The 21760-nt window shown below is 71.3% G+C and carries 18 protein-coding genes; 10 read left to right on the top strand and 8 right to left on the bottom strand.

The genetic code is table 11. The features are described 5' to 3' along the window. Positions 1–42: 42 nt before the first annotated feature. The 3 genes from ACIBTS_RS39550 to ACIBTS_RS39540 are packed head-to-tail and all read right to left on the bottom strand — an operon-like array spanning position 43 to position 2440. A complete protein-coding gene (locus tag ACIBTS_RS39550; protein ID WP_399325484.1) occupies positions 43–1068 on the bottom strand; it encodes an ABC transporter permease in 1026 nt (341 codons plus the stop codon). After that, positions 1065–1985 (bottom strand): ABC transporter ATP-binding protein, encoded by a 921-nt coding sequence (locus ACIBTS_RS39545; protein WP_399325482.1) that lies wholly within the window; start codon positions 1983–1985, stop codon positions 1065–1067. The genes ACIBTS_RS39550 and ACIBTS_RS39545 overlap by 4 nt, the downstream gene beginning before the upstream one ends. Further along, positions 1982–2440, bottom strand: coding sequence for a GntR family transcriptional regulator (locus ACIBTS_RS39540; RefSeq protein ID WP_399325481.1), 459 nt, complete (start codon positions 2438–2440; stop codon positions 1982–1984). Before ACIBTS_RS39540 ends, ACIBTS_RS39545 begins: the two co-directional genes overlap by 4 nt. 230 nt (positions 2441–2670) lie before the next feature. On the opposite strand from ACIBTS_RS39540, the gene ACIBTS_RS39535 reads away from it, so the two are divergent. The 5 genes from ACIBTS_RS39535 (at position 2671) to ACIBTS_RS39515 (ending at position 7488) form a co-directional block, all read left to right on the top strand. Next, positions 2671–3222, top strand: a complete 552-nt coding sequence (locus ACIBTS_RS39535) for an RNA polymerase sigma factor (protein ID WP_319677857.1) — start codon at positions 2671–2673, stop codon at positions 3220–3222. A gap of 67 nt (positions 3223–3289) precedes the next feature. Next, positions 3290–4132, top strand: coding sequence for a zf-HC2 domain-containing protein (locus ACIBTS_RS39530; RefSeq protein ID WP_399325478.1), 843 nt, complete (start codon positions 3290–3292; stop codon positions 4130–4132). Between the two features lie 124 nt (positions 4133–4256). Then, complete coding sequence (locus ACIBTS_RS39525) at positions 4257–5138, top strand: ABC transporter ATP-binding protein (protein WP_399325477.1); 882 nt, start codon at positions 4257–4259, stop codon at positions 5136–5138. Beyond that, positions 5135–6706, top strand: a complete 1572-nt coding sequence (locus ACIBTS_RS39520) for an ABC transporter permease (RefSeq protein WP_399325475.1) — start codon at positions 5135–5137, stop codon at positions 6704–6706. Before ACIBTS_RS39525 ends, ACIBTS_RS39520 begins: the two co-directional genes overlap by 4 nt. A gap of 32 nt (positions 6707–6738) precedes the next feature. Continuing rightward, positions 6739–7488 carry an ABC transporter gene (locus ACIBTS_RS39515; RefSeq protein ID WP_399325473.1) on the top strand — a complete coding sequence of 250 codons (750 nt, stop codon included), beginning with the start codon at positions 6739–6741 and terminating at the stop codon, positions 7486–7488. Positions 7489–7522: 34 nt separating this feature from the next. Here ACIBTS_RS39515 and mshD read toward each other — a convergent pair whose 3' ends face one another. Continuing rightward, on the bottom strand, positions 7523–8449 hold the full coding sequence (gene mshD, locus ACIBTS_RS39510; protein WP_399325471.1) for a mycothiol synthase: 927 nt from the start codon (positions 8447–8449) through the stop codon (positions 7523–7525). 181 nt (positions 8450–8630) lie between these two features. On the opposite strand from mshD, the gene ACIBTS_RS39505 reads away from it, so the two are divergent. Continuing rightward, a complete protein-coding gene (locus ACIBTS_RS39505; RefSeq protein WP_399325469.1) occupies positions 8631–10433 on the top strand; it encodes a bifunctional metallophosphatase/5'-nucleotidase in 1803 nt (600 codons plus the stop codon). 146 nt (positions 10434–10579) lie between these two features. Here the strand turns inward: ACIBTS_RS39505 and ACIBTS_RS39500 are convergent, their stop codons facing one another. After that, complete coding sequence (locus ACIBTS_RS39500) at positions 10580–12763, bottom strand: trypsin-like serine protease (protein ID WP_399325466.1); 2184 nt, start codon at positions 12761–12763, stop codon at positions 10580–10582. A gap of 38 nt (positions 12764–12801) precedes the next feature. Further along, a complete protein-coding gene (locus ACIBTS_RS39495) occupies positions 12802–13344 on the bottom strand; it encodes a hypothetical protein (RefSeq protein WP_399325464.1) in 543 nt (180 codons plus the stop codon). A gap of 460 nt (positions 13345–13804) precedes the next feature. Between ACIBTS_RS39495 and ACIBTS_RS39490 the strand changes: the two genes are divergently transcribed. Both ACIBTS_RS39490 and ACIBTS_RS39485 read left to right on the top strand, forming a co-directional pair. Beyond that, positions 13805–17257, top strand: coding sequence for a hypothetical protein (locus tag ACIBTS_RS39490; RefSeq protein ID WP_399325463.1), 3453 nt, complete (start codon positions 13805–13807; stop codon positions 17255–17257). Between the two features lie 8 nt (positions 17258–17265). Next, the gene (locus ACIBTS_RS39485; protein WP_399325462.1) at positions 17266–17649 is read left to right on the top strand and encodes a hypothetical protein; all 384 of its coding nucleotides are present in this window, start codon (positions 17266–17268) and stop codon (positions 17647–17649) included. 15 nt (positions 17650–17664) lie between these two features. On the opposite strand, the gene ACIBTS_RS39480 is transcribed toward ACIBTS_RS39485, so the two are convergent. Next, positions 17665–19770, bottom strand: coding sequence for a pectinesterase family protein (locus tag ACIBTS_RS39480; protein WP_399325461.1), 2106 nt, complete (start codon positions 19768–19770; stop codon positions 17665–17667). Positions 19771–19859: 89 nt separating this feature from the next. Further along, complete coding sequence (locus ACIBTS_RS39475) at positions 19860–20138, bottom strand: hypothetical protein (RefSeq protein WP_399325460.1); 279 nt, start codon at positions 20136–20138, stop codon at positions 19860–19862. Positions 20139–20586: 448 nt separating this feature from the next. Between ACIBTS_RS39475 and ACIBTS_RS39470 the strand changes: the two genes are divergently transcribed. Next, positions 20587–21426, top strand: coding sequence for a helix-turn-helix domain-containing protein (locus ACIBTS_RS39470; protein ID WP_399325526.1), 840 nt, complete (start codon positions 20587–20589; stop codon positions 21424–21426). Continuing rightward, a complete protein-coding gene (locus tag ACIBTS_RS39465; RefSeq protein ID WP_399325459.1) occupies positions 21410–21607 on the top strand; it encodes a DUF397 domain-containing protein in 198 nt (65 codons plus the stop codon). The genes ACIBTS_RS39470 and ACIBTS_RS39465 overlap by 17 nt, the downstream gene beginning before the upstream one ends. The last annotated feature ends 153 nt before the right edge of the window (positions 21608–21760 follow it).

The raw sequence follows: 21760 nt of genomic DNA, 5'->3' as shown, positions 1-21760 counted from the left end.
CCGGGGCGCCGGGTCCGGCGCATGCGGTGCAGTCGGCCGCGGTCATACGGCGGTCCCCTCGCCCGCGCGCGGGGTGGTCGCGGTCGTGCGCCTGAGGAGGACGAACGCGGCCACGGTGAGGGCGGCGGCGACTGTCAGCAGGAGGGCGGTCGTGGTCAGCTGGAGCGGCCAGTAGTGCGACTCGGGGTGGTAGGTGGCGTAGTAGCCGGTCGCGTCGACCTTTGCGTACGCATCGGCACAGCCGTCCGGGAGGACCGACGCGCAGCCGATGTCCGGGATGTGCGCGCCGGTGGAGGTGACCAGGCCCGAGTCGACCAAGATGCCCACCCCGTCGGGGCCGGTGCTGAGGCTGGAGATCTTGGTGACGCCCGGCCACAGGTGCGGCAGGGCCTGGTCGGCGAGCACGCGCGCGGCGCCGACGACGCCGAGGGCGAGGACCAGCGCGGGCAGGGTGCGGCGCAGCAGCAGGCCGGCCAGGGCGCCGCCGGCCAGGCCGAGCAGGGCGAAGGCGACCGTGGTGGGGCCGTTGGTGTGCAGGGTGAGGTTGTCGTACCAGCTCTTGGTGGTGTCGATGCGGTGGACGCCCGCCGACCACATGAGGCGGTGCAGCGCGACCAGCAGGCCGGTGCCCGCGGCGACCAGGACGGTCGGCACGGCCAGCTTGGTGGCCAGCCAGCGGGTCGGGGACACCCCCTGCGTCCAGGCGAGCTGTGCGGTGCCGTGCTCCAGCTCGCGGCCGAACAGCGAGGCACCCGCCCAGGCGGCGACCGCGAAGGGGAGCGCGGTCAGCGCGCCGGTCGTGTACATGTACACGCTCTTGAAGCGGACGATCGCGTCCTGGTCGTACTGGCAGAGGCCGTCGTCGGGGCAGGCGCGATACTGCCGCCAGGCGTCGGCCGCACTGTCGGTGAGCGGCCCCCACAGCCACACCAGGGCGACGGCGAGGACGACGACGAGGCCGGTCCAGGCGTACAGGGCGCCCCGGTGCAGCCGCAGCAGCCAGCGCGGTCCGGGACGGCGTTCGGGGGTGCCCTTCGAGGCGGCCGGGGAGAGGGCGAGTGCGGTCATACGGCGGCCTCCTCGGGCACGGCGGGGGTGAGCGGAGCGGCCTGCGGGTTGCGCAGGTAGGCGAGGAGGAGGTCCTCCAGGGAGGGCGTCGAGGTGCGCCATTCGTCGGCGAGCGGGCCCGCCGGCCGGACCAGGGCGGAGAGCTGACGGCCCGTGATACGCGACTCGACGACCGTGTGCGGGGCGAGATCCCGGCCGGGGTCCCGGGCGAGGTCCGACGCGCTGGACTGCGTCGGTGCGCTCACGCGCGTGTGGGCGGCGAGCAGGTCGTCGATCTCACCGGCGAGGCGCACCCGACCGCCGCCCACCAGCAGCAGGTGGTCGCAGGAGTCCTCCAGTTCGGCCACCACGTGCGACGACATCACGATCGTCGTGCCGTACTGCGCCGCGCAGGCCATCAGGGTGCCCATCAGGTCGTGCCGGGCCAGCGGGTCGAGGTCGGCCATCGGCTCGTCGAGGAGGAGCAGTTCGGGCTGCTTGGCCAGGGCCAGGGCGAGTGCGACGCGGGTGCGCTGGCCGCCGGAGAGGGAACGGATCCTCTTCTTGCGGTCGAGATCGCCCGCGGAAACGATCCGCTCGGCGGTGGTGGCGTCCCAGCGGCCCGGGTTGAGGTCGGCGCCCACGAGCAGCGTCTCGGCGACGGTGAGCTGCGGGTACAGAGGTTTGTCCTGGGCGACGTAGGCGACACGCGCGCGTGCGGACGCCGGGTCCGTCCCCAGGACGGTGATCCGGCCCTCGGTGGGGGCCAGCAGACCGGTGGCGAGGGCGAGGAGCGTGGACTTGCCCGCGCCGTTGGGCCCGACGACGGCACAGACGCGCCCGGCGGGGAGCCGGAACGTGCAGTCACGCAACGCCCAGCCCCCGCGTCGGCCGAAGCGCTTGCCGAGCGCGGTTGCCGCCATGGCGGTGTCGGTCATGAGGGATCTCCCTGAAGGTGCTCTCGCTCTGCATGGGCGGTGAGGGTGTCGGATACGGCAGGCACGGCGGGTGCCGCCGGTACGGAGAACTGTTCGTCGAGTACGGCTGTGAAGAGCGCGGAGACGTCGTCGCGGTCCAGCCCGGCCGCTCGGGCCCGGACCGCCCAGCCGTCCAGTTCGGTGCGCAGGGGCGAGTCGGCCGGGGCGGTGCTCAGCCCGCGCCGCACGAAGGTGCCGAGGCCGCGCCGGGCCTCCACCAGCCCGTCGCGCTCCAGCTCGCGGTACGCCTTCAACACGGTGTTCGGGTTGATGGCGGTCGCCTCGACGACCTCGCGTGCGGTGGGCAGCTTGTCGCCGGCCTGCAGCATGCCCAGGCGCAGCGCCTGCTTCGTCTGCTGGACGATCTGGACGTAGGTGGCGACGCCGCTGTGCCGGTCGATGTGGTATTCGACCACTGGACAACCACCCTTTCACTAATTAAGTAGTGAAAGGGTGGTGGAACGCGGCGCGGAAGTCAAGATCGGCAGGTGGGGCAAGTGGGGGGCAGGTGGGGGCAGGTGGAGGGAGCGGGGGTCGGTGGGGGTCGGTGGGGGTCGGTGGGGGATGTGCGGGCGGTGCCGGTGAGCCCGAAAAAATCGTGTGGGGAATCGTGAACCGATCGGCGGGGCTCGTCCGATGAGGGGTTGTGAGCGAAACGAGAAGCGACGGGGAGCTGCTGCGGGCCATCGCGGCGGACCGGGACCGTCACGCCTTCGAGGAGCTGTACCGGCGGTACGCACCGTGGCTGACCGCGCGCCTGCGCGGCCGCTGCGCCGACGCCGGGATAGTCGACGACGTCGTTCAGGAGACGTTCCTCGCGGTGTGGCGCGGCACCGCCCGCTACCGCGAGGAGAGCGCCTCCGGCGACGCCGCCGGCTGGCTGTGGCGCATCGGCGCGCGGCGCCTGGTTGACGCCGTGCGCGGCGACGGGGCGCGCGGCCGGCTGCGCCAGGCACTGGCCCGTCTGCGCCACCGCGACGAGGCCTCGGCGGAGGAACGCGTGCTCGCGGGGGTGGAGCACGGAGACCTCGCCGGGGCCCTCGTCCGGCTCTCGCCGGAGCTGCGGGCCGTCCTGCAGGCGACCGTCATCGACGGGCTCACCACCCGGGAGGCGGCCGTTCTGCTCGGCATCCCGCCCGGCACCGTCAAGACGCGGGCCCAGCGTGCCCGCAAGCAACTGCGGGAGGCGCTGGCATGAGGCGGTACGTGTGCGGAGTGGGCTCGCGCGCTCGCGTGGGCGACGAGCAGTCGAGGGAGGACCTGGCATGACGTGGCACGTGGCGGAAGAAGACCTGCGCGCCTACGCGCACGGCGAGTTGGCGCCCCCCCTGCTGTGGTCCGCCGACACCCACCTCACCGGGTGCGCGCAGTGCCGGGCCCGGCTGGCGGCGACCACCGACCCGGTCGCGCTGGACGCCGGCTGGGAGCGGCTGGACGCCGAGCTGGACGCGCCGCGCCCGAGCCTGCTCGAACGGCTGCTGGTGCGGCTCGGCGTGGCCGACCACACCGCGCGGCTGCTCGCGGCGACGCCGGTACTGCGCCGCTCCTGGCTGCTGTCGGTGCTGTTCCTGCTGGTCATGACGGTGCTGGCGGTGCGCGTGGCGGACCAGCCCGCGCTGTTCCTCGCACTCGCCCCGCTGCTCCCGCTCGCAGGCGTCGCCCTGTCCTACGGACCGTCCCTGGACCCGACGTACGAGATGGCCGTCGTGGCCCCGCTGCACGGCTTCCGGCTGCTGATGATCCGTACGGTCGCGGTGCTCACCGCGGGGCTGGTCTTCAACGGCCTGGCGACGCTGGCCCTTCCGGGGTACGGGCTGCTGGCCCTGTCCTGGCTGCTGCCCGCGCTCGCCCTGACCGCGACGGGCCTCGCGCTGACCGCGCGGCTGGGCCCGGTCGTCGCGGCCGCCCTGGTCGGCGGCGGCTGGCTGACCCTGCTGGTGGTGGCGACGGCCCGGACGCCCGAGCACGACACACTCGCCCCCTTCACGGCGGCGGGTCAGTCGGCCGCGGCAGCGGTGGCGGCCCTGGCCGCCCTGCTGCTCTACCAGTCCCGAGACCGCTTCGACGCCCGCCCCCTGGCCGGCTTCCCAGAAGGCGGCACACGATGACCCACCCCCCGACCCCGACACCCCTCACCCCGACACCCCTCACCCCGACGCCCCCTACCCGCGCGGCCCGCGTTCCAATGACCTCGGCTCCGGCGTCTCTCGGCCCGGCCTTCAGGAGTTCCACATGACCACGGCCTCTGTCTCCGGCTCCACCACCGTGACGGTCACCGACCTCTCCCTGCGTTTCGGCGGCACCCGCGCCCTCGACGGGGTGTCGCTGCGGCTGGGTCCTGGTGTCACCGGGCTGCTCGGACCCAACGGCGCCGGAAAGACCACCCTGTTGCGGGTGCTGGCCACGGCCGCGCCGCCCGACGGGGGCTCGTTCACGGCCCTCGGCCACGACCCGGGCACCGCCACCGGCCGTCTCAACCTGCGCCGCACTCTGGGCTACCTCCCCCAAAGCCCGGGATTCCACCCGGACTTCACCGCCTTCGAGTTCGTCGACTACGTGGCGATCCTGAAGGAGCTCACCGACCGCGCCGCCCGGCTGCGTGAGGTGCGGCGCGTGCTGGAGGCCGTCGACCTCTCGGAGGTGCGCGGCAAGCGCATCAAGCGGTTGTCCGGCGGCATGCGGCAGCGCGTCGCCCTGGCCGCCGCCCTCGTCGGCGACCCCGGCTTCCTAGTGCTGGACGAGCCGACCGTCGGCCTCGACCCCGAACAGCGCATGAGATTCCGTGAGTTGATCGCCCAGGCGGGCGAGGGCCGCACGGTGCTGCTGTCCACCCACCAGACCGAGGACGTGGCGATGCTCTGCCACCGTGTCGTGGTCCTGGCCCGCGGCCGGGTCCGCTTCGAGGGCACCCCGGCCGACCTGACGGCCCGCGCGGCCGGCCGGGTCTGGAGCAGCGCGCAACGCGACCCGAAGGCCCTGGCCGGCTGGCGCACCGGCACCGGCGCCTTCCGTAACATCGGCGACCCGCCGACCGGCGCCGACCTCCTCGAACCCACCCTGGAGGACGGCTATCTGCTCGCCCTCGACGGCGAGAGCGCGGAGGCGTCGGCATGAGCGCCGACATGCGCGCCGGCATGAGCACCGGCACCCCGACGGCCGGCGAGCCGGCCTCCATGCGCACCGAGCCCCCACGCGAGGGCCACCGCGCCAGTGCGGTCCTCGCCCTTGCCCGCTTCGAGACCCGCGAACTGCTCCAACAGGTCCCGGTGCTGTTCTTCTTCGCCCTCTACGTCGGCTTCGTCGTCCTGCGGCTGATGAGCAGGGACGGCATGGACGACTTCCCCGTCCTCAACACGGTCGACCGCCGGACGCAGGTGGCACCCCTCCTCTTCGCCGTCGCCCTGCTCATCTGCACCAACTCCGCCGCACTGCGCTCCCGCAAGCACGGCACGGTCCAGCAGTTCGACGTGCTGCCCATGGAACCCTGGCGGCGCACCCTCGCCCATGTGCTGTCCGTGATCCCCTACGCGGCACTCACCGCACTCGTCGTCGCGGCCGAGTTCACCCGGGAGGCCCTGAAGCCGGGCGCGATCGGCCACGGCTCCCTCGGGGAACTGGCCGTCGGGCCGCTGAGCGTCCTGATGGCGGGCATCACGGGCGTGCTGCTGGCCCGCCTGCTGCCCTCCCCCTTCATCCCCATACTCTTCGTCATCGCCCTGTACGTGCTGATCACCTTGGCTTCCGCCGTCGTCGGCATCGACGGCAAGTGGATGGGCTGGCTCTCCCCGATCCTGTTCTCCGATTCCAGCGGCGGCGACCCGGTACCGGCCGACCTCCTCGGTCGCCCCGCCGGCTGGCACGCGCTGTATGTGACGGCGGCGTGCGTCCTGCTGGCCTGCGCGGCACTACTGCTCTCGGGCGGGCGTACCCGAGCCGTCAAGGCGGCGACCGCCCTCGCCCTCGCGGCCACCGCGGCCGGCGTGATCGGCCAGCTCCCGCGTGACACGGCGGCCCTGGACACGGCCCGCAAGACGGCGTCCGAGACCCCGCAGAAGGTCCAGTCGTGCACGCGGTACGGCGGCTCGACGTACTGCTCGTTCCCCGAGTGGAAGGGCGTGCGGCCGGAATGGGCCGAGATCGTCGACCGGCTCCAGTCCCTGGCGGGAGGTTCGGCGGCGCAGGCTCCGCTGACGGTCCGCCAGCGCATCTACAACGGTGAGGAGGTCGACGCCGCCCTGGACCCCTCCTCCACTCCGGGCGAGGTGACCGTCGGCACACGCTGGGGCGGCAACCGCGTCCCCGAGTTCGCGGTCGGTGCCGCCTCGGTTTTGGTGGGCGGCTCGGAGAACGTGACGCTTCAGGAGATGTGCGACGCCCGCACGGTGACCGTCATGTGGCTGGTCCTGGGCGCCGACCCCACTCCGATGGCCACGTTCCAGAACGTGCGGCTGAACGACACCACCAGCGGTCGGGACCAGGTCCTGGCCCCGACGAACGGACTGAGCATGACGGCGACGCAGACGACGGTGGTCCGCGAACTCCTTGCCGGCCCGCGCGCCGAGATGACGGCCCGCGTCAAGGCCCACTGGGCGGAACTGACGTCCGCGAGCACGACGACCGCCCAGGCCGCGAAGCTGCTGGGCGTCGCGGTGCCGAAGGAGGCGGAGAAGTGCGAGGAGTAGGAGGACGAGAAGCAGAGGGCCGAGGACTGAATGTGAGCGGAGAAGCAGAAACCGGAGTCGAGGAGGGAGCCGGAGTCGAGGAGGGAGCCGGAGTCGCAGTCGAAGCGAGAAGGATGCGCGCGGTCCTGCTCCGGTCTCTGTTGCCGTCGGTGTGGCGCAGTCTCCCCTGGCCGGCGCTGGCCACGACCGGTGGGACGGGCCTGCTGCTGGCGGCGACGGTACGTCTGCCGGAGCACGCACCGGACGCCGACCTGGGCCGGCTGGTGCTGCGCCTCACCGCGCTCACCGGAGCTCTGGGCCTGGCCTTTCTCCTGGACGACCCCGCCCGCAACACGACCGCGGCGACACCGGTGGGCCGCGCCCGGCGAACCGTCCTGCGCCTGGCCCTCGTGGCCCCGCTCACCTTCCTCTGGTGGGCGACGGCCCTGCTCCTCCTCCCCGCCCCGACCCGCCCCGAACTCGGCCCGGCCACTCTGGAAGCGGCGGCGATGGCCTGCGCCGCCCTCGCCCTCGCGACGATCGCCGTCCGCTTCACCGAAACGGCGGAGGTGGGCAGAGGCACGGCGATCTGGCTGGCGGTGGCGGCCGGAGTGACACTGCTGGTCCCCAACAGGTGGGGCCTGCTGGGAACACCCCACGACCCCTACTGGGTGGAGACCCAGCTGAGATGGGCGGTGGTGCTGGGCGTGACGGTGACACTGAGCGCGATATGGACACCGGAGCCTTTGAAGGGGCGCTGGTTCTTCAGCCCGTCTGGGGGTGCCCCCTCTGGGGGAGTTTGAGGACGAGGCCCCTTCAGGGCCGAACAACGAACGCTCACGTCTCCGTCCGGTACATCAGATCCGTCTCGTACGTGGTGAACCCCAACCTCTCGTACACCGACACCGCCGCCTTGTTGTCGGCATCGACATACAGCATCGCCGTGGGCAAGCCCTGCCCCGCAAGATGCCGCAGGCCGATCGTGGTGAGGGCCTTGCCGAGGCCGCCCCCCTGCACCCCGGGCGCGACGCCGAGGACGTACACCTCGCCGAGCTGCTCCTCGGCGTGGACCTTCGTCCAGTGGAAGCCGATGAGCTGCTCACCGCGGAAGGCGAGGAAGAAGCCGGCGGGGTCGAACCAGGGCTGGGCCTTGCGGTCGTCGAGGTCGCGCTGGGTGAGGGAGCCCTGTTCGGGGTGGTGGGCGAAGGAGGCGGCGTTGACGGCGAGCCACGCGGTGTCGTCCTGGCCGGGCACGAAGGTGCGGACGGTGACGCCCTCGGGCAGCCCCGGCTCGGGCAGCTCCAGGTCGGTCAGGGTCCGCCGCATCTGGCGCAGTTCGCGGAACAGGGACAGGCCCAGCACCTGGGCGAGGTGCCGGGCGGCGGAGTGCCCGCCGTGGGCCCACACGCGAAGTCGCTTGCCGGAGGCGGCGAGGAGGGCGGAGCCGAGCGCCCGTCCGTGCCCGTGACCGCGGTGGGAGGGGTGGACGACCAGTTCGGCGGCGGGCGCCTCGACCGGGTCGGTGTCCTCCAGCTGGGCGTAGCCGACGAGTTCGTCGCCGAGGGTGAGGACGAGGTGGGAGACGCCCTCGCGGGCGCCTCCGCGCAGCTGCAGCCGGCCCTGTTCGGACACCGCCTGCTGGCCGTCCGTCCGGGCGGCCTCCGCGAGCAGATCGAGGACGGCCTCGACCTGTTCGGGGGTGAGCTCGGAGTGGGTCTCGATGGCTCGGGAGCCGGGGATCCGTGCGGTGTCGTCGCTGGTCATGCGTACGAGGGTAAGGGGAGGGCGCCGCAAAGTGGGCGCACGGGAGAGGGCAAAGGAGAGGGCAAAGGGAAACCAGGATGTAACCCTGAACCCCCTGTCGCGCTACGCGCGTTGACTCTAGGCTGCGCCCGAACGGGGCCACTTACCTGCCACTTACCTCAGCCGATCCACAGGGGGGCGCATGCCAGCCACTTCCCAGCCGAACCCCGGCCACAGACGTCGTACGTACCGTCTGCTCGCGACCGCCGCCACGCTCGCCACCGTCGGCGCCCTGGCCGCCGCTCTCCCGGCGGACGCCCACGACGGCAGGCACGGCAAGCCGCTGCCGAGCCGCTACCAGGACGTGCAGCTGCTGTCCTTCAACGACCTGCACGGCAATCTGGAGCCTCCGTCGGGTTCCTCCGGCCGGGTCACCGAACTGCAGGCGGACGGCACGACGAAGACGATCGACGCGGGCGGTGTCGAGTACCTCGCGACCCATCTGCGCGAGGCGCGCAAGGGCAACGCGTACTCGATCACCGCGGCCGGCGGTGACATGGTCGGCGCGTCCCCGCTGATCTCGGGCCTGTTCCACGACGAGCCCACGATCGAGGCGCTGAACAAGCTCGACCTGGATGTCACGAGCGTCGGCAACCACGAGTTCGACGAGGGAGCCAAGGAGCTGGCCCGCCTGCAGAACGGCGGCTGCCACCCGACGGCCGGCTGCTACACCGACAAGAAGTTCCAGGGCGCCGACTTCCCGTACCTGGCGGCGAACGTCCTGGACGAGAAGACGAACAAGCCGATCCTGAGGCCGTACTACGTCTGGAAGAAGAAGGACGTCAAGATCGGCTTCATCGGTGTGACGCTGGAGGACACCCCCGGTGTCGTCTCCGCCGAAGGCGTCAAGGGCCTGAAGTTCAAGGACGAGGTCGAGACGATCAACAAGTACGCCAAGGTGCTGCAGAAGCAGGGCGTGAAGTCGATCGTGGCGCTCATCCACGAGGGCGGCCTGCCGGCCTCGGGCGCGTACAACTACAACTGCGACTCCCCGGGCGCGGGCGCCGGCATCTCCGGCCCGATCGTCGACATCGCGAAGAACATCACGCCGGCGGTGGACGCGCTGGTGACGGGTCACACGCACGCCGCGTACGCCTGCACGATCCCGGACCCGTCGGGCAAGCCGCGCACGGTGACCTCGGCCGCGTCCTTCGGTCGTCTGTACACGGACACCACGCTGACGTACGACCGTTTCACCGGCGACATCGCCCGCACGGCGGTCAAGTCGGCGAACCACGTGGTCACCCGGACCGTCGCCAAGGCGCCCGACATGACCGAGCTGATCAGCAGGTGGAACACGCTGGCGGCGCCGGTCGGCAACCGCGCGATCGGCTACATATCCGCGGACGTTCCCAACACGGGCACCGAGTCCCCGATGGGCGACCTGATCGCGGACGCCCAGCTCTGGTACGGCCGTGAGCTCGACCCGGAGACGGACCTCGCGCTGATGAACCCGGGAGGCGTCCGGGCGGGCCTCACCTACGCGGCCAAGGGCAGTGAGGGCGACGGCGTGGTCACCTACGCCGAGGGCTTCACCGTGCAGCCGTTCTCCAACACGGTGAACCTGCAGAACTTCACCGGCGCCCAGCTGATCCAGGTGCTCAAGGAGCAGGTGAGCGGCACGAACGCGAGCGCGCCGAAGATCCTGCAGCCGTCCGCCAACCTGACGTACACGCTGGATCTGACGAAGAGCGGCGCCGACCGCGTCGTCACGGACTCCATCCGGCTGAACGGCGCGGCGATCGACCCGGCCGCGACCTACCGCGTCTCGACGAACAGCTTCCTCGCGGGCGGCGGCGACGGCTTCACCACCCTGGGCCAGGGCACGAACGACCTCGTCGGCACCGACGACCTGACGGCCCTGCAGCAGTACCTCACGGCGAGCTCCTCGGCCACGGCCCCGATCGCCCCGCCGGTCCCGAACCGGATCACGATCGTGCAGTAGCCCACGGCCACACCGATGCACGGGTGGTGAACGCACCTCGCCCCGCCCACGGCGCGTGCGTGGGCGGGGCGAGGTGTTCGGCTGTCCGCCGTGTGGTCCAGCCCATCGGTGGGCCGTCAGCAGGCCGTCAGCAGGCCGTCAGCAGGTCACTGGATGGCCCAGCCGAACGCCTTGCCGCCTGCCGGGATGCCGCCCGTGCCCGGCCGGAGCACCGTGACGTTCTCGTCCGCGTCGGGGCTGCTCGCGTGCGAGGTCACGTTGTTCCACGGCACCTGGTAGACCGCGCCGCCGGCCTGCGGGCCGTTCGGCATGCCGATGGAGACGTGCGTCGGGGACACCGCGAGGTACTGGCCCAGGTGCTGGTTCGCGCCCGGCGTGCCGGGCACCTTGTTGTAGCCGGCGTACAGGACGTCGTCGTGGTCGCCGGGCGCGCCCACCAGGGAGAAGGTCTGCACGGAGCCGGCGCCGGCCACCGTGCCCTGGGACTCGCCGGGAACGCCCACCGTGAGCTGCAGGTCGGCCCAGCCCGGAGTGGCCTTGCCGGGGGCGAGGTCGACGGCGGCGAGGGTCTCACCGAACCGGTCGCCGGTCTCGACGCCGCCGGCCACGTTCGCCTGGTCCTGGTTGATCACCGTCTGCTGCTTCCAGTCGCTTTTGGCGGGGAAGTCGAGGACGAAGACCGTTCCGGCGTTCGCCACGTTCGTGGTGCTGCCGGACGGGACGATCGACTCGCCCGGGGCGCCCACGGCGATGATCGAGTCGCCGTTCGTTCCCTTCGGGACGATGGCGACGGACTTGCCCATCTCGTCGCCCTTCTCCGCACCGCCGGAGATCTTGTCGAGGTCCTGGTCGATGCCCGCGCGCACGATCGGCTTGCCGTTCGGGCCCAGGTTGTGGGTCAGGACGGCGACGCCGCCCGCGTCGGCCTTGTCGCCGATGTCCTCGCCCGGTATGCCGATCACGATGTTGGTCATGTCGGCCGCGACGGCGGTGCCCACCTTGTCGCCGGCCTCCGGGGAGCCGGGCAGGCCGGCGTTCTGGGAGAGGTAGACGTTGGTGTTGCCGTGCACGTACACCACGGAGCCCGCGTCGACGACGGAGCCGACGTCCTCGCCCGGGTCGCCGATCACGATGAACGGCTCGTTGTCGCGGGTGATCCCGGCGGCCAGGGAGTAGCCGAGCGTGTCGCCCTTCTCCTTGCCCGCGTCCTTCAGGCCGCCGTTGCCCTCGCCCTGGGCGTAGTTGTCGGAGGCGCGCCCCTTGCCCAGGCCGTTCGGGGAGCCGTAGATCACGGAGACCATGCCGACGTCGGCGATGGAGTCGGCGTCCTCGTACGGGCTGGAGACGGCGAGGTCGGTGTAGCCGTCCTTGTCGTAGTCGACGGCGGCCAGGGCGTAGCCGAAGCGGTCGCCGGGCTCCGCGCCGCCGGGCACGACGTCCTGGTCCTGGTCCAGCTCGGCGGTGCCCTTGCCGCCGCCGTAGACGACGTGGACGGCGCCGGCCTCGGCGTCGCCGCCGATGACGGCCTTGGGGTCGCCGACGGCGGTGTCCTCGACGCCGTCGCCGTTGAAGTCGGCGAACGGGGCCGATTCGGTGGTGGACTTCACCCAGGCGGCGATGTCGTCGGTGCGGGTGACGACGCCGGCCGTGGAGGTCTGCGCGGGGTCGGTGCCGAAGCAGCCGCCCTGGTCGGAGCGGGAGGCGACGCCGAGCAGTCCGGTGGAGGCGAACACGGGCGCGCCCGAGTCGCCGGCGCAGATCGCCGCGCCCGAGGTGCCGTGGACGGTGAGGTCGGTGGTGTTGACCTGGTCGACCTGGAAGCTGTCGCCGTGCAGCTTCAGCGGCGCCCACTCGTCCTTGGTGCGTCCGTAGCCGGTGACCGACACGGCGGAGTCCTTGGCGGGCGCGGCGGTGGCGAGGCCGGGCAGGGCGATGTCGGCGACGGGCGCGGACAGCCGGGCCAGAACCAGGTCGCGGTCGTCACGCGGGACGAGCTGCACCACTTCGCGGACGGTGCCCGCGGTGGTGGTCAGGTCGGTGCGTCCGATGGTCGCCGTGGTCTTCAGCTTCGGCGCCCCGGCGGGGATCTTGATGGACTCGGCCGGGTTGTCGGCGAAGCAGGACGCGGAGGTGGCGAGCCACTGGGGGGCGATCAGGGCCGCGGAACAGGACTTGGCGCCGCCGCCGATGTCGAGGCGGGCGGTGTAGGCGTGGCTGGTGTCGTTCTCGGGCTTGCCGGACACGGCGTGCGCGGAGAGGGCCGGTGCGCCGATGACGGCGGCGGTCACGAGGGCTGCGAGCGCGGTGGATCGCTTGCCGGTTGAGGTCATGGTGGTGTGGTCGTCTTCCCCGTTTTGGTGGTTTGGCGTCACTTGCTCGTGCGTATCTCGACCAGGACGAAGGCGCGTCCGTCCGGGTCGGCGGCCTCGCCCGCTGCCTTCCACTCGCTCTTGCCGACGTCGATGCTCTGCGTGGCGCCGTCGGTGGTGAGCTTCACGGCCGCCTCGTGGTCGGCCTCGCCCTTCACGCCGTAGACGGAGGGGATTTCGAGGCTGAGGTAGCCGGAGGGGCCGGTGGCGCGGAAGCAGATCTTCTCGGTCCTGCGGGAGTACACCTCCATCAGACCGGTGCCGGAGGCGCAGTCGGCGAGCGTGATGTGGCCGTCGCCGCGCTTGAGGGTGATGCCCTTCTGCGCCTTGATGGCGTCGGCGCCCGGGTAGTTGAAGTCCTCGGCCAGGTAGCCGGGTGCGCCGTCGACGACCGTGGCCGTGCGGTCGGCGGAGGCGCGGTCGGCGGAGGTGTGGTGAGCGGAGGTGTGGTGGGAGGTGCTGGACGTCGACGCGAAGGCGACCGCGCCCGCGCAGGCCGCGGCGACCGCACCGGTGGCGATGATCCGCCGTGTGAGTTTCATGGTTGTCCCCCTGATGAGAGTTTCCTTGCCCGCCCTTTGCGTTCCCTTTAGGGAAGGGTGAGTTGTGTCCGTGTGCCGCCTGAGGGATGCCAAGAGGGCATCCGGCGTGCGACCGCGGGTCAGACGGTCACAGAGGACGGTGCATTCAAACAGGTGTGCGAGTCGAGCGCCACTGATTTAACCGATGGATCCCGCACGAATGCGGACAGACGGGTCGTGTGGTTCTTCTCATTGCTTCCCCGTGGAACTGAGCACTGGTCAATTTACACACGGATCCCATAAGTTCGCCCTTGCAACAACATCATCTGTTGATATGTGCGGCAGCAGCCGCCGTGTGCGTCGGGGCCCGACCAGCCCGTTCCGCGGCGGCACGGACCCGCACAGGTTCAGCCGACGACACCCGGCGGCCCGCCCATGACCAGGGCGCCACCGCCACCGGGTGCATATCCATGGGGGATTCTTGGACACCACGTACTGGAGCAGGCGCCGTCTTCTCACCGTCGCCGGCGCCGCCACCGCCGCCACCGCCGTCTCGCTCGCGGCGCCTTCCCGTGCCCTGGCCGCCGCGGCCGTCGCCTCCGCAGGGTCCACGGACCTGCCGAGGCTCCCTCAACTCCCGGACACCGCCCGCGCGAAGGTCGTCACCGCGTGGAAGATCGGCGGACGGTCCGTCAAGAGCGCGGCGACCCAGGCACTGACCGGCACCGCCGCCGACATCGACCGCTTCCTGACGGTGGATCTGGCGCAGGCCACGGCCGAGGACAACCGCTTCGCCCTCCTCAAGGCGCTGCCCGCCACCGGCAAGGGCACCGCCCGTGACGCCGCCGCCGCGCTCACGGCCGGCGACGACGCCGTCGCCGCCTTCCTCTCCGGCGGCTTCAAGACGGCCGAGCTGGAAGACCTTCGCGTCACTACCCTGACCATCCTGAACAGCGGTGGCACGGGCGTGAAGCGCGAGGCGCAGAAGGCCCTGGACGCCGGCACCGGCGACGCCCTGACCGGCTTCCTGCTGAACACCCAGATCACCGCCCGCCGGGAGGACGAGCGGGCCGAGGTCTTCAAGGTCCTCGCCACCGCCTCCCCGGAGGTGAAGAAGTACGCCGAGCGCGCCCTGGAAGACGGCAGCCCCTCCGCGATCCACTGGTTCCTGAACACCGGCCAGTACATCGCGCGCGCCCGGGACCAGGAGACCGCCACCATCGAACAGCTGGTGGCGATCGTGGAACGCGAGGGCAAGCGGGCCCAGCTCACCTCCGACCGGGCCGTCGCCGCCTCCGCCAAGGCCAAGGAGGCCGCCGACAAGGCGAAGGAGGCAGCCCAGGAGGCCGCCGCCGAGGCCGCCGCGGCCCGCGACGACGTCGCCAAGTCCGGCAAGGCGGCCCGCAAGGCCGCGTCCGCCGCGCAGGGCGCCGCCGCCGCGTCCCGCACCGCCATCCAGGCCTCGGCCGCCGCGCACTCCGCCGCCCGCCGAGCCTCGTACGCCGCCACCGCTGCCGCCCAGGCCGCGGCGACCGCCGGACGGGCCGCGTCCACCGCCTACTCCGCCGCCATCGCCGCGGCGAACGACGCCACCAAGGCCAAGGCCGCTCGCCTGGCCGCCGAGGGGGCGAACAAGGCGGCGTCCCAGGCCCGTACGGCCGCCAAGGCCGCCGACGCGGCGGCGACCGCCTCCAACCAGGCGGCGGCGGCCGGTTCGGCCGCCGCCGGCGCGGCCCGCAACTCCGCCGCCGCGGCCCAGGCCGCCGCCACCGCCGCCGCGGCCTCGGGCGCCGCCCAGTCCGAGGCCGCCGCCGCCAAGGCCGCCGCCGCCGAGGCCGACGCTCAGGCGGCCCGCGCCACCCGCGCCGCGAACACCGCGCAGTCGCTGGCCAACACCGCAGCCCAGGCTGCCGCCGCCGCCCGCGACGCGGCCAACTCCGCCGCCACCCACGCCGAGAACGCGGCGAAGGCGGCCAAGGCCGCGGCGGACGGCGCCGTCAAGGCGGCCGAGTTCGCCGCGACGGCCACCAAGTGGGCGAACGAGTCGGTCACGGCCGCCGAGGCCGCGGTGAAGGCCGTCCAGGACGCCGAGGCCGTCGAGAAGGCCGCCCGCGACTCCGAGGCGCAGAAGCTGGCCGACGACACCGAGCAGTCCCTCACCGAGGCCCGGGAGATGGCCAAGGCGGAGGCGGAGGACCGGGAGAAGGCCGGCAAGGCCGCCACCCAGTCCGACGCCCTGGACTCCTCGACCAAGGACCTCATCGCCAAGGCCGAGAAGGCCTACGCCGCCGGGGACACCGCGCAGGCCGTCTCCGTCGGCCGCCAGGCCGCGATGAACCTGATCTCCACCACGATCGGCACCTGGAGCCGGGACGCCGCCGAGCACGCCCTCGCCGGAGCCGAAGAGGACGTCCTGGCCTGGGTCGCCGCCGACCGGCAGATCGCGCAGAACCAGGACGACCGCGAAACGCTCCTGGCCGTGGCGAAGGTGTCCACCGAGAACGTCGCGAACGCCGCCCAGGCGGCACTGGCCGCCACCGACGCGGGGGCCGTGGGCGCCTTCCTGACCACCGGGATCAAGGCAGCCGCCGCGGAGGACAACCGCGTCGCCCTGCTGAAGATCCTCAACGGCAACCCCGGCAAGGCGGTCTCGGCGTCGGCGCAGGCCGCGCTGAACGACGGCTCGCCCCAGGCCCTGCACGGCTTCTTCACCACGTACGCCGACAACATCAGGCAGGACGACGAAGTCGCCGTCTTCACCATCCTCAACACGGCCGGCCCCTACACCAAGGCCGCCGCCCAGGTGGCCCTCGAGGGCCCGACGTGGATGCGCCGCGACTTCGTCACCACCGTGTGCCACCGCACGGCGCAGCTCGACTACGACTCCGCCACACACGTCGCGGCCATCAGGGCCTCCATCGCCCGCGCCGCGAAGATCGCCCAGGACGCGCAGAAGGACGCCTACGAGGCGTCCAAGGCCGCGGCCGACGCCCGCAAGGCGTCGGCGGAGGCGGCGAAGTGGGCGGACAAGGCGAAGGCGTCCTCCAAGCAGGCCGACGTCTACGCCAAGCAGGCCGACGCCAACGCGACCGACGCCGAGCAGTCCGCGAAGGACGCGCAGGCGTCCGCGGACAAGGCGAAGACCGCCGCCGCCTCCGCGCGCACGGCGGCGCGGCGGGCGAACTACTCGGCGAACCAGGCCGTCGCCTCCGCCGCTTCCGCCGTCGCCTCCGCCGCCCAGGCCCAGGCGTCGGCGAGCGCGGCACGCGCCTCCGCCGACGCGGCCGGCAAGGACGCCGCGGCCGCCGCCAAGGCCGCCACCGAGGCCCGCGCGACGGCGGTCGCGAAGCGACAGCAGGAGCTCGCCGAGGCCGCGCGCAAGGCGGCGGAGGCGGCCAAGCAGAACAAGCAGAACGGCGTCGACCCCGCCGACAGCAGCGGCAACGACAAGGTCGACAACCCGGAGGGCTGGGGCAGCAAGGACGACTGGCGGAACGTCGCGCAGGCACTGAACGCCGTCAGCGCCGTCTCCGGCACCGTCGCCGCGTTCGCCCTGCTCATCCCCCCGCCCGCCGGTGAGGCGATCGCCGGTGTCGCGGGCACCATCTCGTGGGTCACCGGCATCGGCTCGGCCGTCATCACCGGCTTCACCGACGGCTGGACGTCAGACGCGTTCTACGGCTCCGTCGCGGGTCTCGCGGTCGGGTTCCTCACCGGCGGCTTCGTCCTCGGAAAGATCAAGGTGCCGGGCCTGTCCGGCGCCATCGAGTGGGGTGCCGACGGCCTGAAGAGCGGTCTGGTGACCGCCAGCCGGCTCGGCCATGAGATGGTGGGCCCGGCCGTCACCTACGCGACCACGGCGTGGGATTCAGCGGGTGACGCCGTGTCGGACCTCGGAGACACCATCTCCGACGGCTGGGACTCACTCTTCTAGGACCGCTCATGTTCCTGTCGCTGTCCACCAGCGTCTGGATCCTCATCGCGGCGGGGGCGACGATCGTCAACCTCGCCGCGATGCAGTGGATCATCCAGATTCCGAAATACAAGAAGAAGCAGTACTGGATGCCGGTCATCGGCATCGGCATCCTGGGCGTCCGGGGTCTGGCGCAGCACAACGCACTGCCCGCGACCCTGTATCTCTATGCAGCGGTCATGGTCATGATGCCCCTCATGCTGGCCCCGATCCGCTCCACGATCACCCGGGACCACTACCGGTGGGTCGAGGACCCGACGACGAAGGCCAGCAAGGGCGCGATGGTCTGGATCACCGTCTCGGGGGTGGTCATGTTGACCGCGGTCGGCGTCGGCTACGCGGTGGGCGTGTAGCCGACGCCGGTCACGTCAGGACTGGCTGGGCGTCCAGTCTCCCAGCCAGTCCGCGACCTCCTGGCCGGCGGCCTGCGCGTCGGTCAACTGGGGCCGGTCGCCGCTCGCGGCCCCGGCCCCGGCGCCGGTGTTCTTGTACTCGGCGAACCGGTCGTCCTTCCAGGAGAAGCCGCTCATGTCGGTCCACGGCGTGGTCCTGATCGCGGCGCTCAGGGAGGTGTTGCGGACGGTGGTCTGCGGGTCGAGGCTCGCGTCGCCGCCCGCGTGCCAGGGGCGGCCGAGGTAGAAGCTGCGGTCGGACACGTCGCCGTTCACCGTGGAGTTGGCGATCAGGATGCCCTTGCGGTTCGCGGCCGTGCTCGGGGCCGTGACATAGCCGGCCGAGGTGCCGTTGAAGCGCTTCTTCAGGGTGATGACGGACTTGTCGATCACCGCGGTGGCGCGTCCGAAGATGAAGTCGGTGTTGCCGACGACGTAGGAGTTGGTGATGTAGACACGGCCCAGCCTGTCCTTCGACGCGGTGTCCACCAGCAGGGTGTCCTGGTCGCCGCTGACGATGACGCCGTCGAGGAAGATCCGGTCGGCGGAGGTGCGCAGGGCCACCGCCTGCTGGGCGATGTCCTGGTGGGCGGCCTCGTCGAAGTCGTTGGAGACGGTCAGGTTGCGGGCCTGGAAGTCGTCCGCGTCGACGGCGACGGTGGCGCTGCCGCCGGTGCCGTACGTGCCCCCGCCGGGCTTGGGCGTGCCCGACGCGTTGTTGTAGACGATCGTGGTGTCCTTGCGGCTGCCGCCGGTGCCCTGGATGGTGACGTGCGGCTTGTTCGCCGGGACCTTGACCAGCTCGCGGTACGTTCCCGGCTTGACGGCGATCACCACGCGCGAGGGGTTGTTCGCCGGTACGGCGTTCACGGCGGCCTGCACGGTCGAGTACTGCCCGCTGCCGTCCTTGGCGACCGTGAGCGTGGTGGCCGCGGCGGCCTTCGGCGTGGTCGTCGTGGTGGCGGTCGTCGTGCCGATCGAACTGCGCGGCCCGGCCCCCGACTTGAGGAGGGCGGGCACGTCCGCTGCCTTGTCGAGGGAGTAGCCGTAGTACGTCTTCGGGTCCCAGACCGCGCCGCTGCCGCCGCTCTCGTTCTTCCCGCTGGTCCCGGAGAACACGTTGCCGCGCTGGACGAGGGTGGCGGTGACGTCCCGGACGACGGGGTTGGTCATGCCCTGGAAGTAGGAGTTCTCCAGGACCATGTTCGTCCTGCCGCGCGAGTAGTTGCCGTAGGACGACTTGATGTCCGTCCCCGCCACGTCCTCCAGGAAGTTGTTGTACAGGTGCGCGTGGGCGACGTTGTCCGTGGAAGGGTTGCGCTGCTCGGTCTCGCGGATCCAGTTGTGGTGGATCGTGATGTCGGCGGTGACGTTGTCGGTCCAGCCGATGCCGAACGCCTTGTTCTCCTGGCTCAGCTTGTTCCAGGAGACGGTCAGGTAGGTCGTGTCCTTCCGGCTGTCGATGAGCCCGTCGGCCATGTGCCGGATGTCGTTGTGATCGATCCACACATGGTGCGCGCCATCCATCTGGATGCCGTCGAAGTCGTGCTCCTTGTCGTTCCAGACACCCTGGTACGCGTCCCGGATCGTCAGGTTCCGGATGATGACGTTGTGGACGCCCTGCCCGAGGAAGAAGCCGCCGCCGACGATCTGCCCGGACGTCCCGGACCCCACGATCGTCTTGTTCGACTGGACCTTGATCTCTTTCCCGACCGGGTTCATGTTGATCGTGGCCGCCACGACGATGACGTACGGCTCACTGGCGGTCGCGTACTTCTCGAGATCGGCGAGGGTCTTCACCGTCACGGTCTGGCCGTCCCGGCCGCCGTAAGTGCCGTTCTGACCAAGCGCGTTGACGGAGGCGAAGCCGTCGGCGACGGCGGTGGCCCAGACGGGCGCGGCGGCGGTCGCGGCCGAGGCGTTCGCCTGCCCGCCCGCGCCGAACAGCCCGAGGTCCGTGCCATAGGCGAGGGTGCCGGCGGCGGTGAGGACGAGGGGAACGCCGACGGCCAGAGCCCTCCTGCTTCTCCGGTGCCGGGGCTTCACGGTCGACTCGGGCGACTTGCGGCGGTGGTCGCTCATACGGCAAACCTTTCCGTGCGGGGGGATTTGACTGCGGGTCAGTCGCCGCTCCGCACGAAAAGGTTGCCGCTCTTCAGGAGTTCAGGGGTTCACGAGAGCCGGTCTCCCCGACTGACCGCGATACGGAGAACGTCCCCCAGCGACTCCACCGCTCTGGCGAGCGCGAAACGCACCGCCCGCTCACCCGCCTTGGCGTCGGCGAGCACGGCACCGGCCCCTCCCAGTACGTGTTCCGCCGAGGCGAGTTGAGCTGCCTCGACGTTGTCGGCGAGGAGGGAGAGACGGCTGTGATCGTCGTCGGTGTCGAGGTAGCAGGGTCTGCCGTCGAGGTTGGTCCAGGGCAGCAGGCGCAGGCCGCCGGCGGTCATGCGGAGGCCTCCTCTTGCCTGCGCCTCTCGATTTCGTTCAGCTCGAAGATCCTTTGGAGGCTGAGGAGGTGCGGGACCCGAGGGGGCGGGGCGTCGCCGGGGACTGTCGGCGGCTCCTGGCCGGGCGGTTCCTGGCGGGGAGGTTCGGGCTGGACGGCGACGGCACAGTGCCGACACCGGTGCCGGGCGGGCAGCAGGACTCGCACGAGTGCGCGCAATAGCGACTCGCGAAAACCCGCGATACGTTCCCTCATGTTGGCGGTCCCTTTGAATACGTCAGCCACGCCCCCGGGCCGAGTGCGATCGGCCGCGGGGGCTTCCGTCGTCTGTCGTGGCGATGGCCTGACGAGCGGTGATTACCGTTCGTGCCCTCATCGTCACTGACGCGACGTACCCTGCGGAAGAGGTTCGGTGTTGTCTGGCGCGCCAGGCAACGGGGAGGGGTGACGTGGCCGAAGTCGTTGACGGAGAGCGGGAGTCGGGGCGGGTCGTGCTGGGCCGAACGCTGAGGTTCCTCCGGGAGAAGGCCGGAAAGACACTCGGGCAACTGGCCGACGACACCGGGTACGACAAGAGCTACCTGAGCCGTCTGGAGTCGGGCGAGCGCCTGTCCAAGGTGACCGTCATGGAGGACCTGGACGGGTACTACGGGGCCGGTGACCTGCTGGTTCGGCACTGGCGCGCGGCGCGGTTGGACGCGTTCAGAGACCAGTACAAGGAGTACATGAAGCGGGAGGCGACAGCGCGGGTCATGCGGCTGTTCACGCCAGGGATGCCCGGGCTTCTGCAGACAGAGGATTTCGCGCGGGAGGTGTTGTCTGGGGCCCAGACAACACCTGACGGCGACGATGCTGTCGAGGAGCAGGTGGCGGCACGGCTCGGACGCCAGTACCTCCTGCGGCAGAAACCCGCGCCCGACGTCCGCGTCATCATGGACGAGTTCGCGCTGCGGCGTCCCGCGGCCCGGGGCAAGACGTGGCACGACCAGCTGCTCCATCTTGAGGCGGCTGCGATGTGGCCCAATGTGGCGTTGCAGGTACTCCCGTTCTCAGCGGGCGCGCATCACCATATGAACGGATCGCTGACGCTGCTCTGGCAGACGGACGGCAGCGCTGTTGCCTACACGGAAGGCAACAGCAGCGGTCTGCTGATCGAGGATCCGGACGAGGTTCTGAAGCAGCGGTTGTCCTACGATCGGCTCCGCGACCTGGCGTTGTCCCCGTCGGACTCGCTCACTTTCATCAGGGACGTACTGGAGGAGCACAGACACCATGACGCACACCCCTGATCTCAGCACCGCCGTGTGGCGCAAGTCGAGCTACAGCGATGGAGGAGCCAACAACTGCGTCGAGGTCGCCGACGACTACCCCGGCATAGTCCCCGTCCGCGATAGCAAGGCCCCGGCCGTCCGCCCGCTGGTCTTTTCGGGGCCGTCCTGGTCCCGGTTCGTGGCGGCGGTCAAGGGATAGTGATAGGGGCCAGCCTGCGCACGTTCGGGTGACATATGCCGGAAGTCCTGATGTTCGAGGCATCGCCGCCGACATGCTGGGTCTCGTGACCACGACAGGAACGACTGATCCACGAAGTGCGAGGCGGCTATGGTCGTAGAGACGAAGCGTCGA

It is taken from the genome of Streptomyces sp. NPDC050121, assembly GCF_044460385.1.
Classification (GTDB): Bacteria; Actinomycetota; Actinomycetes; order Streptomycetales; family Streptomycetaceae; genus Streptomyces; species Streptomyces soliscabiei.
Note: the sequence above shows the minus strand (reverse complement) of the source record. Positions and strands in the feature narration are given on the sequence as shown.

Bases quoted from the DNA above. Each gene is read 5' to 3' on its own strand.
- ACIBTS_RS39505 (WP_399325469.1), top strand. From the start codon at position 8,631: ATGCCAGCCACTTCCCAGCCGAACCCCGGCCACAGACGTCGTACGTAC.
- ACIBTS_RS39545 (WP_399325482.1), bottom strand. From the start codon at position 1,985: ATGACCGACACCGCCATGGCGGCAACCGCGCTCGGCAAGCGCTTCGGC.
- ACIBTS_RS39485 (WP_399325462.1), top strand. From the start codon at position 17,266: ATGTTCCTGTCGCTGTCCACCAGCGTCTGGATCCTCATCGCGGCGGGG.
- mshD (WP_399325471.1), bottom strand. From the start codon at position 8,449: ATGACCAGCGACGACACCGCACGGATCCCCGGCTCCCGAGCCATCGAG.
- ACIBTS_RS39520 (WP_399325475.1), top strand. From the start codon at position 5,135: ATGAGCGCCGACATGCGCGCCGGCATGAGCACCGGCACCCCGACGGCC.
- ACIBTS_RS39480 (WP_399325461.1), bottom strand. From the start codon at position 19,770: ATGAGCGACCACCGCCGCAAGTCGCCCGAGTCGACCGTGAAGCCCCGG.
- ACIBTS_RS39525 (WP_399325477.1), top strand. From the start codon at position 4,257: ATGACCACGGCCTCTGTCTCCGGCTCCACCACCGTGACGGTCACCGAC.
- ACIBTS_RS39550 (WP_399325484.1), bottom strand. From the start codon at position 1,068: ATGACCGCACTCGCCCTCTCCCCGGCCGCCTCGAAGGGCACCCCCGAA.
- ACIBTS_RS39465 (WP_399325459.1), top strand. From the start codon at position 21,410: ATGACGCACACCCCTGATCTCAGCACCGCCGTGTGGCGCAAGTCGAGC.
- ACIBTS_RS39500 (WP_399325466.1), bottom strand. From the start codon at position 12,763: ATGACCTCAACCGGCAAGCGATCCACCGCGCTCGCAGCCCTCGTGACC.
- ACIBTS_RS39475 (WP_399325460.1), bottom strand. From the start codon at position 20,138: ATGACCGCCGGCGGCCTGCGCCTGCTGCCCTGGACCAACCTCGACGGC.
- ACIBTS_RS39530 (WP_399325478.1), top strand. From the start codon at position 3,290: ATGACGTGGCACGTGGCGGAAGAAGACCTGCGCGCCTACGCGCACGGC.
- ACIBTS_RS39495 (WP_399325464.1), bottom strand. From the start codon at position 13,344: ATGAAACTCACACGGCGGATCATCGCCACCGGTGCGGTCGCCGCGGCC.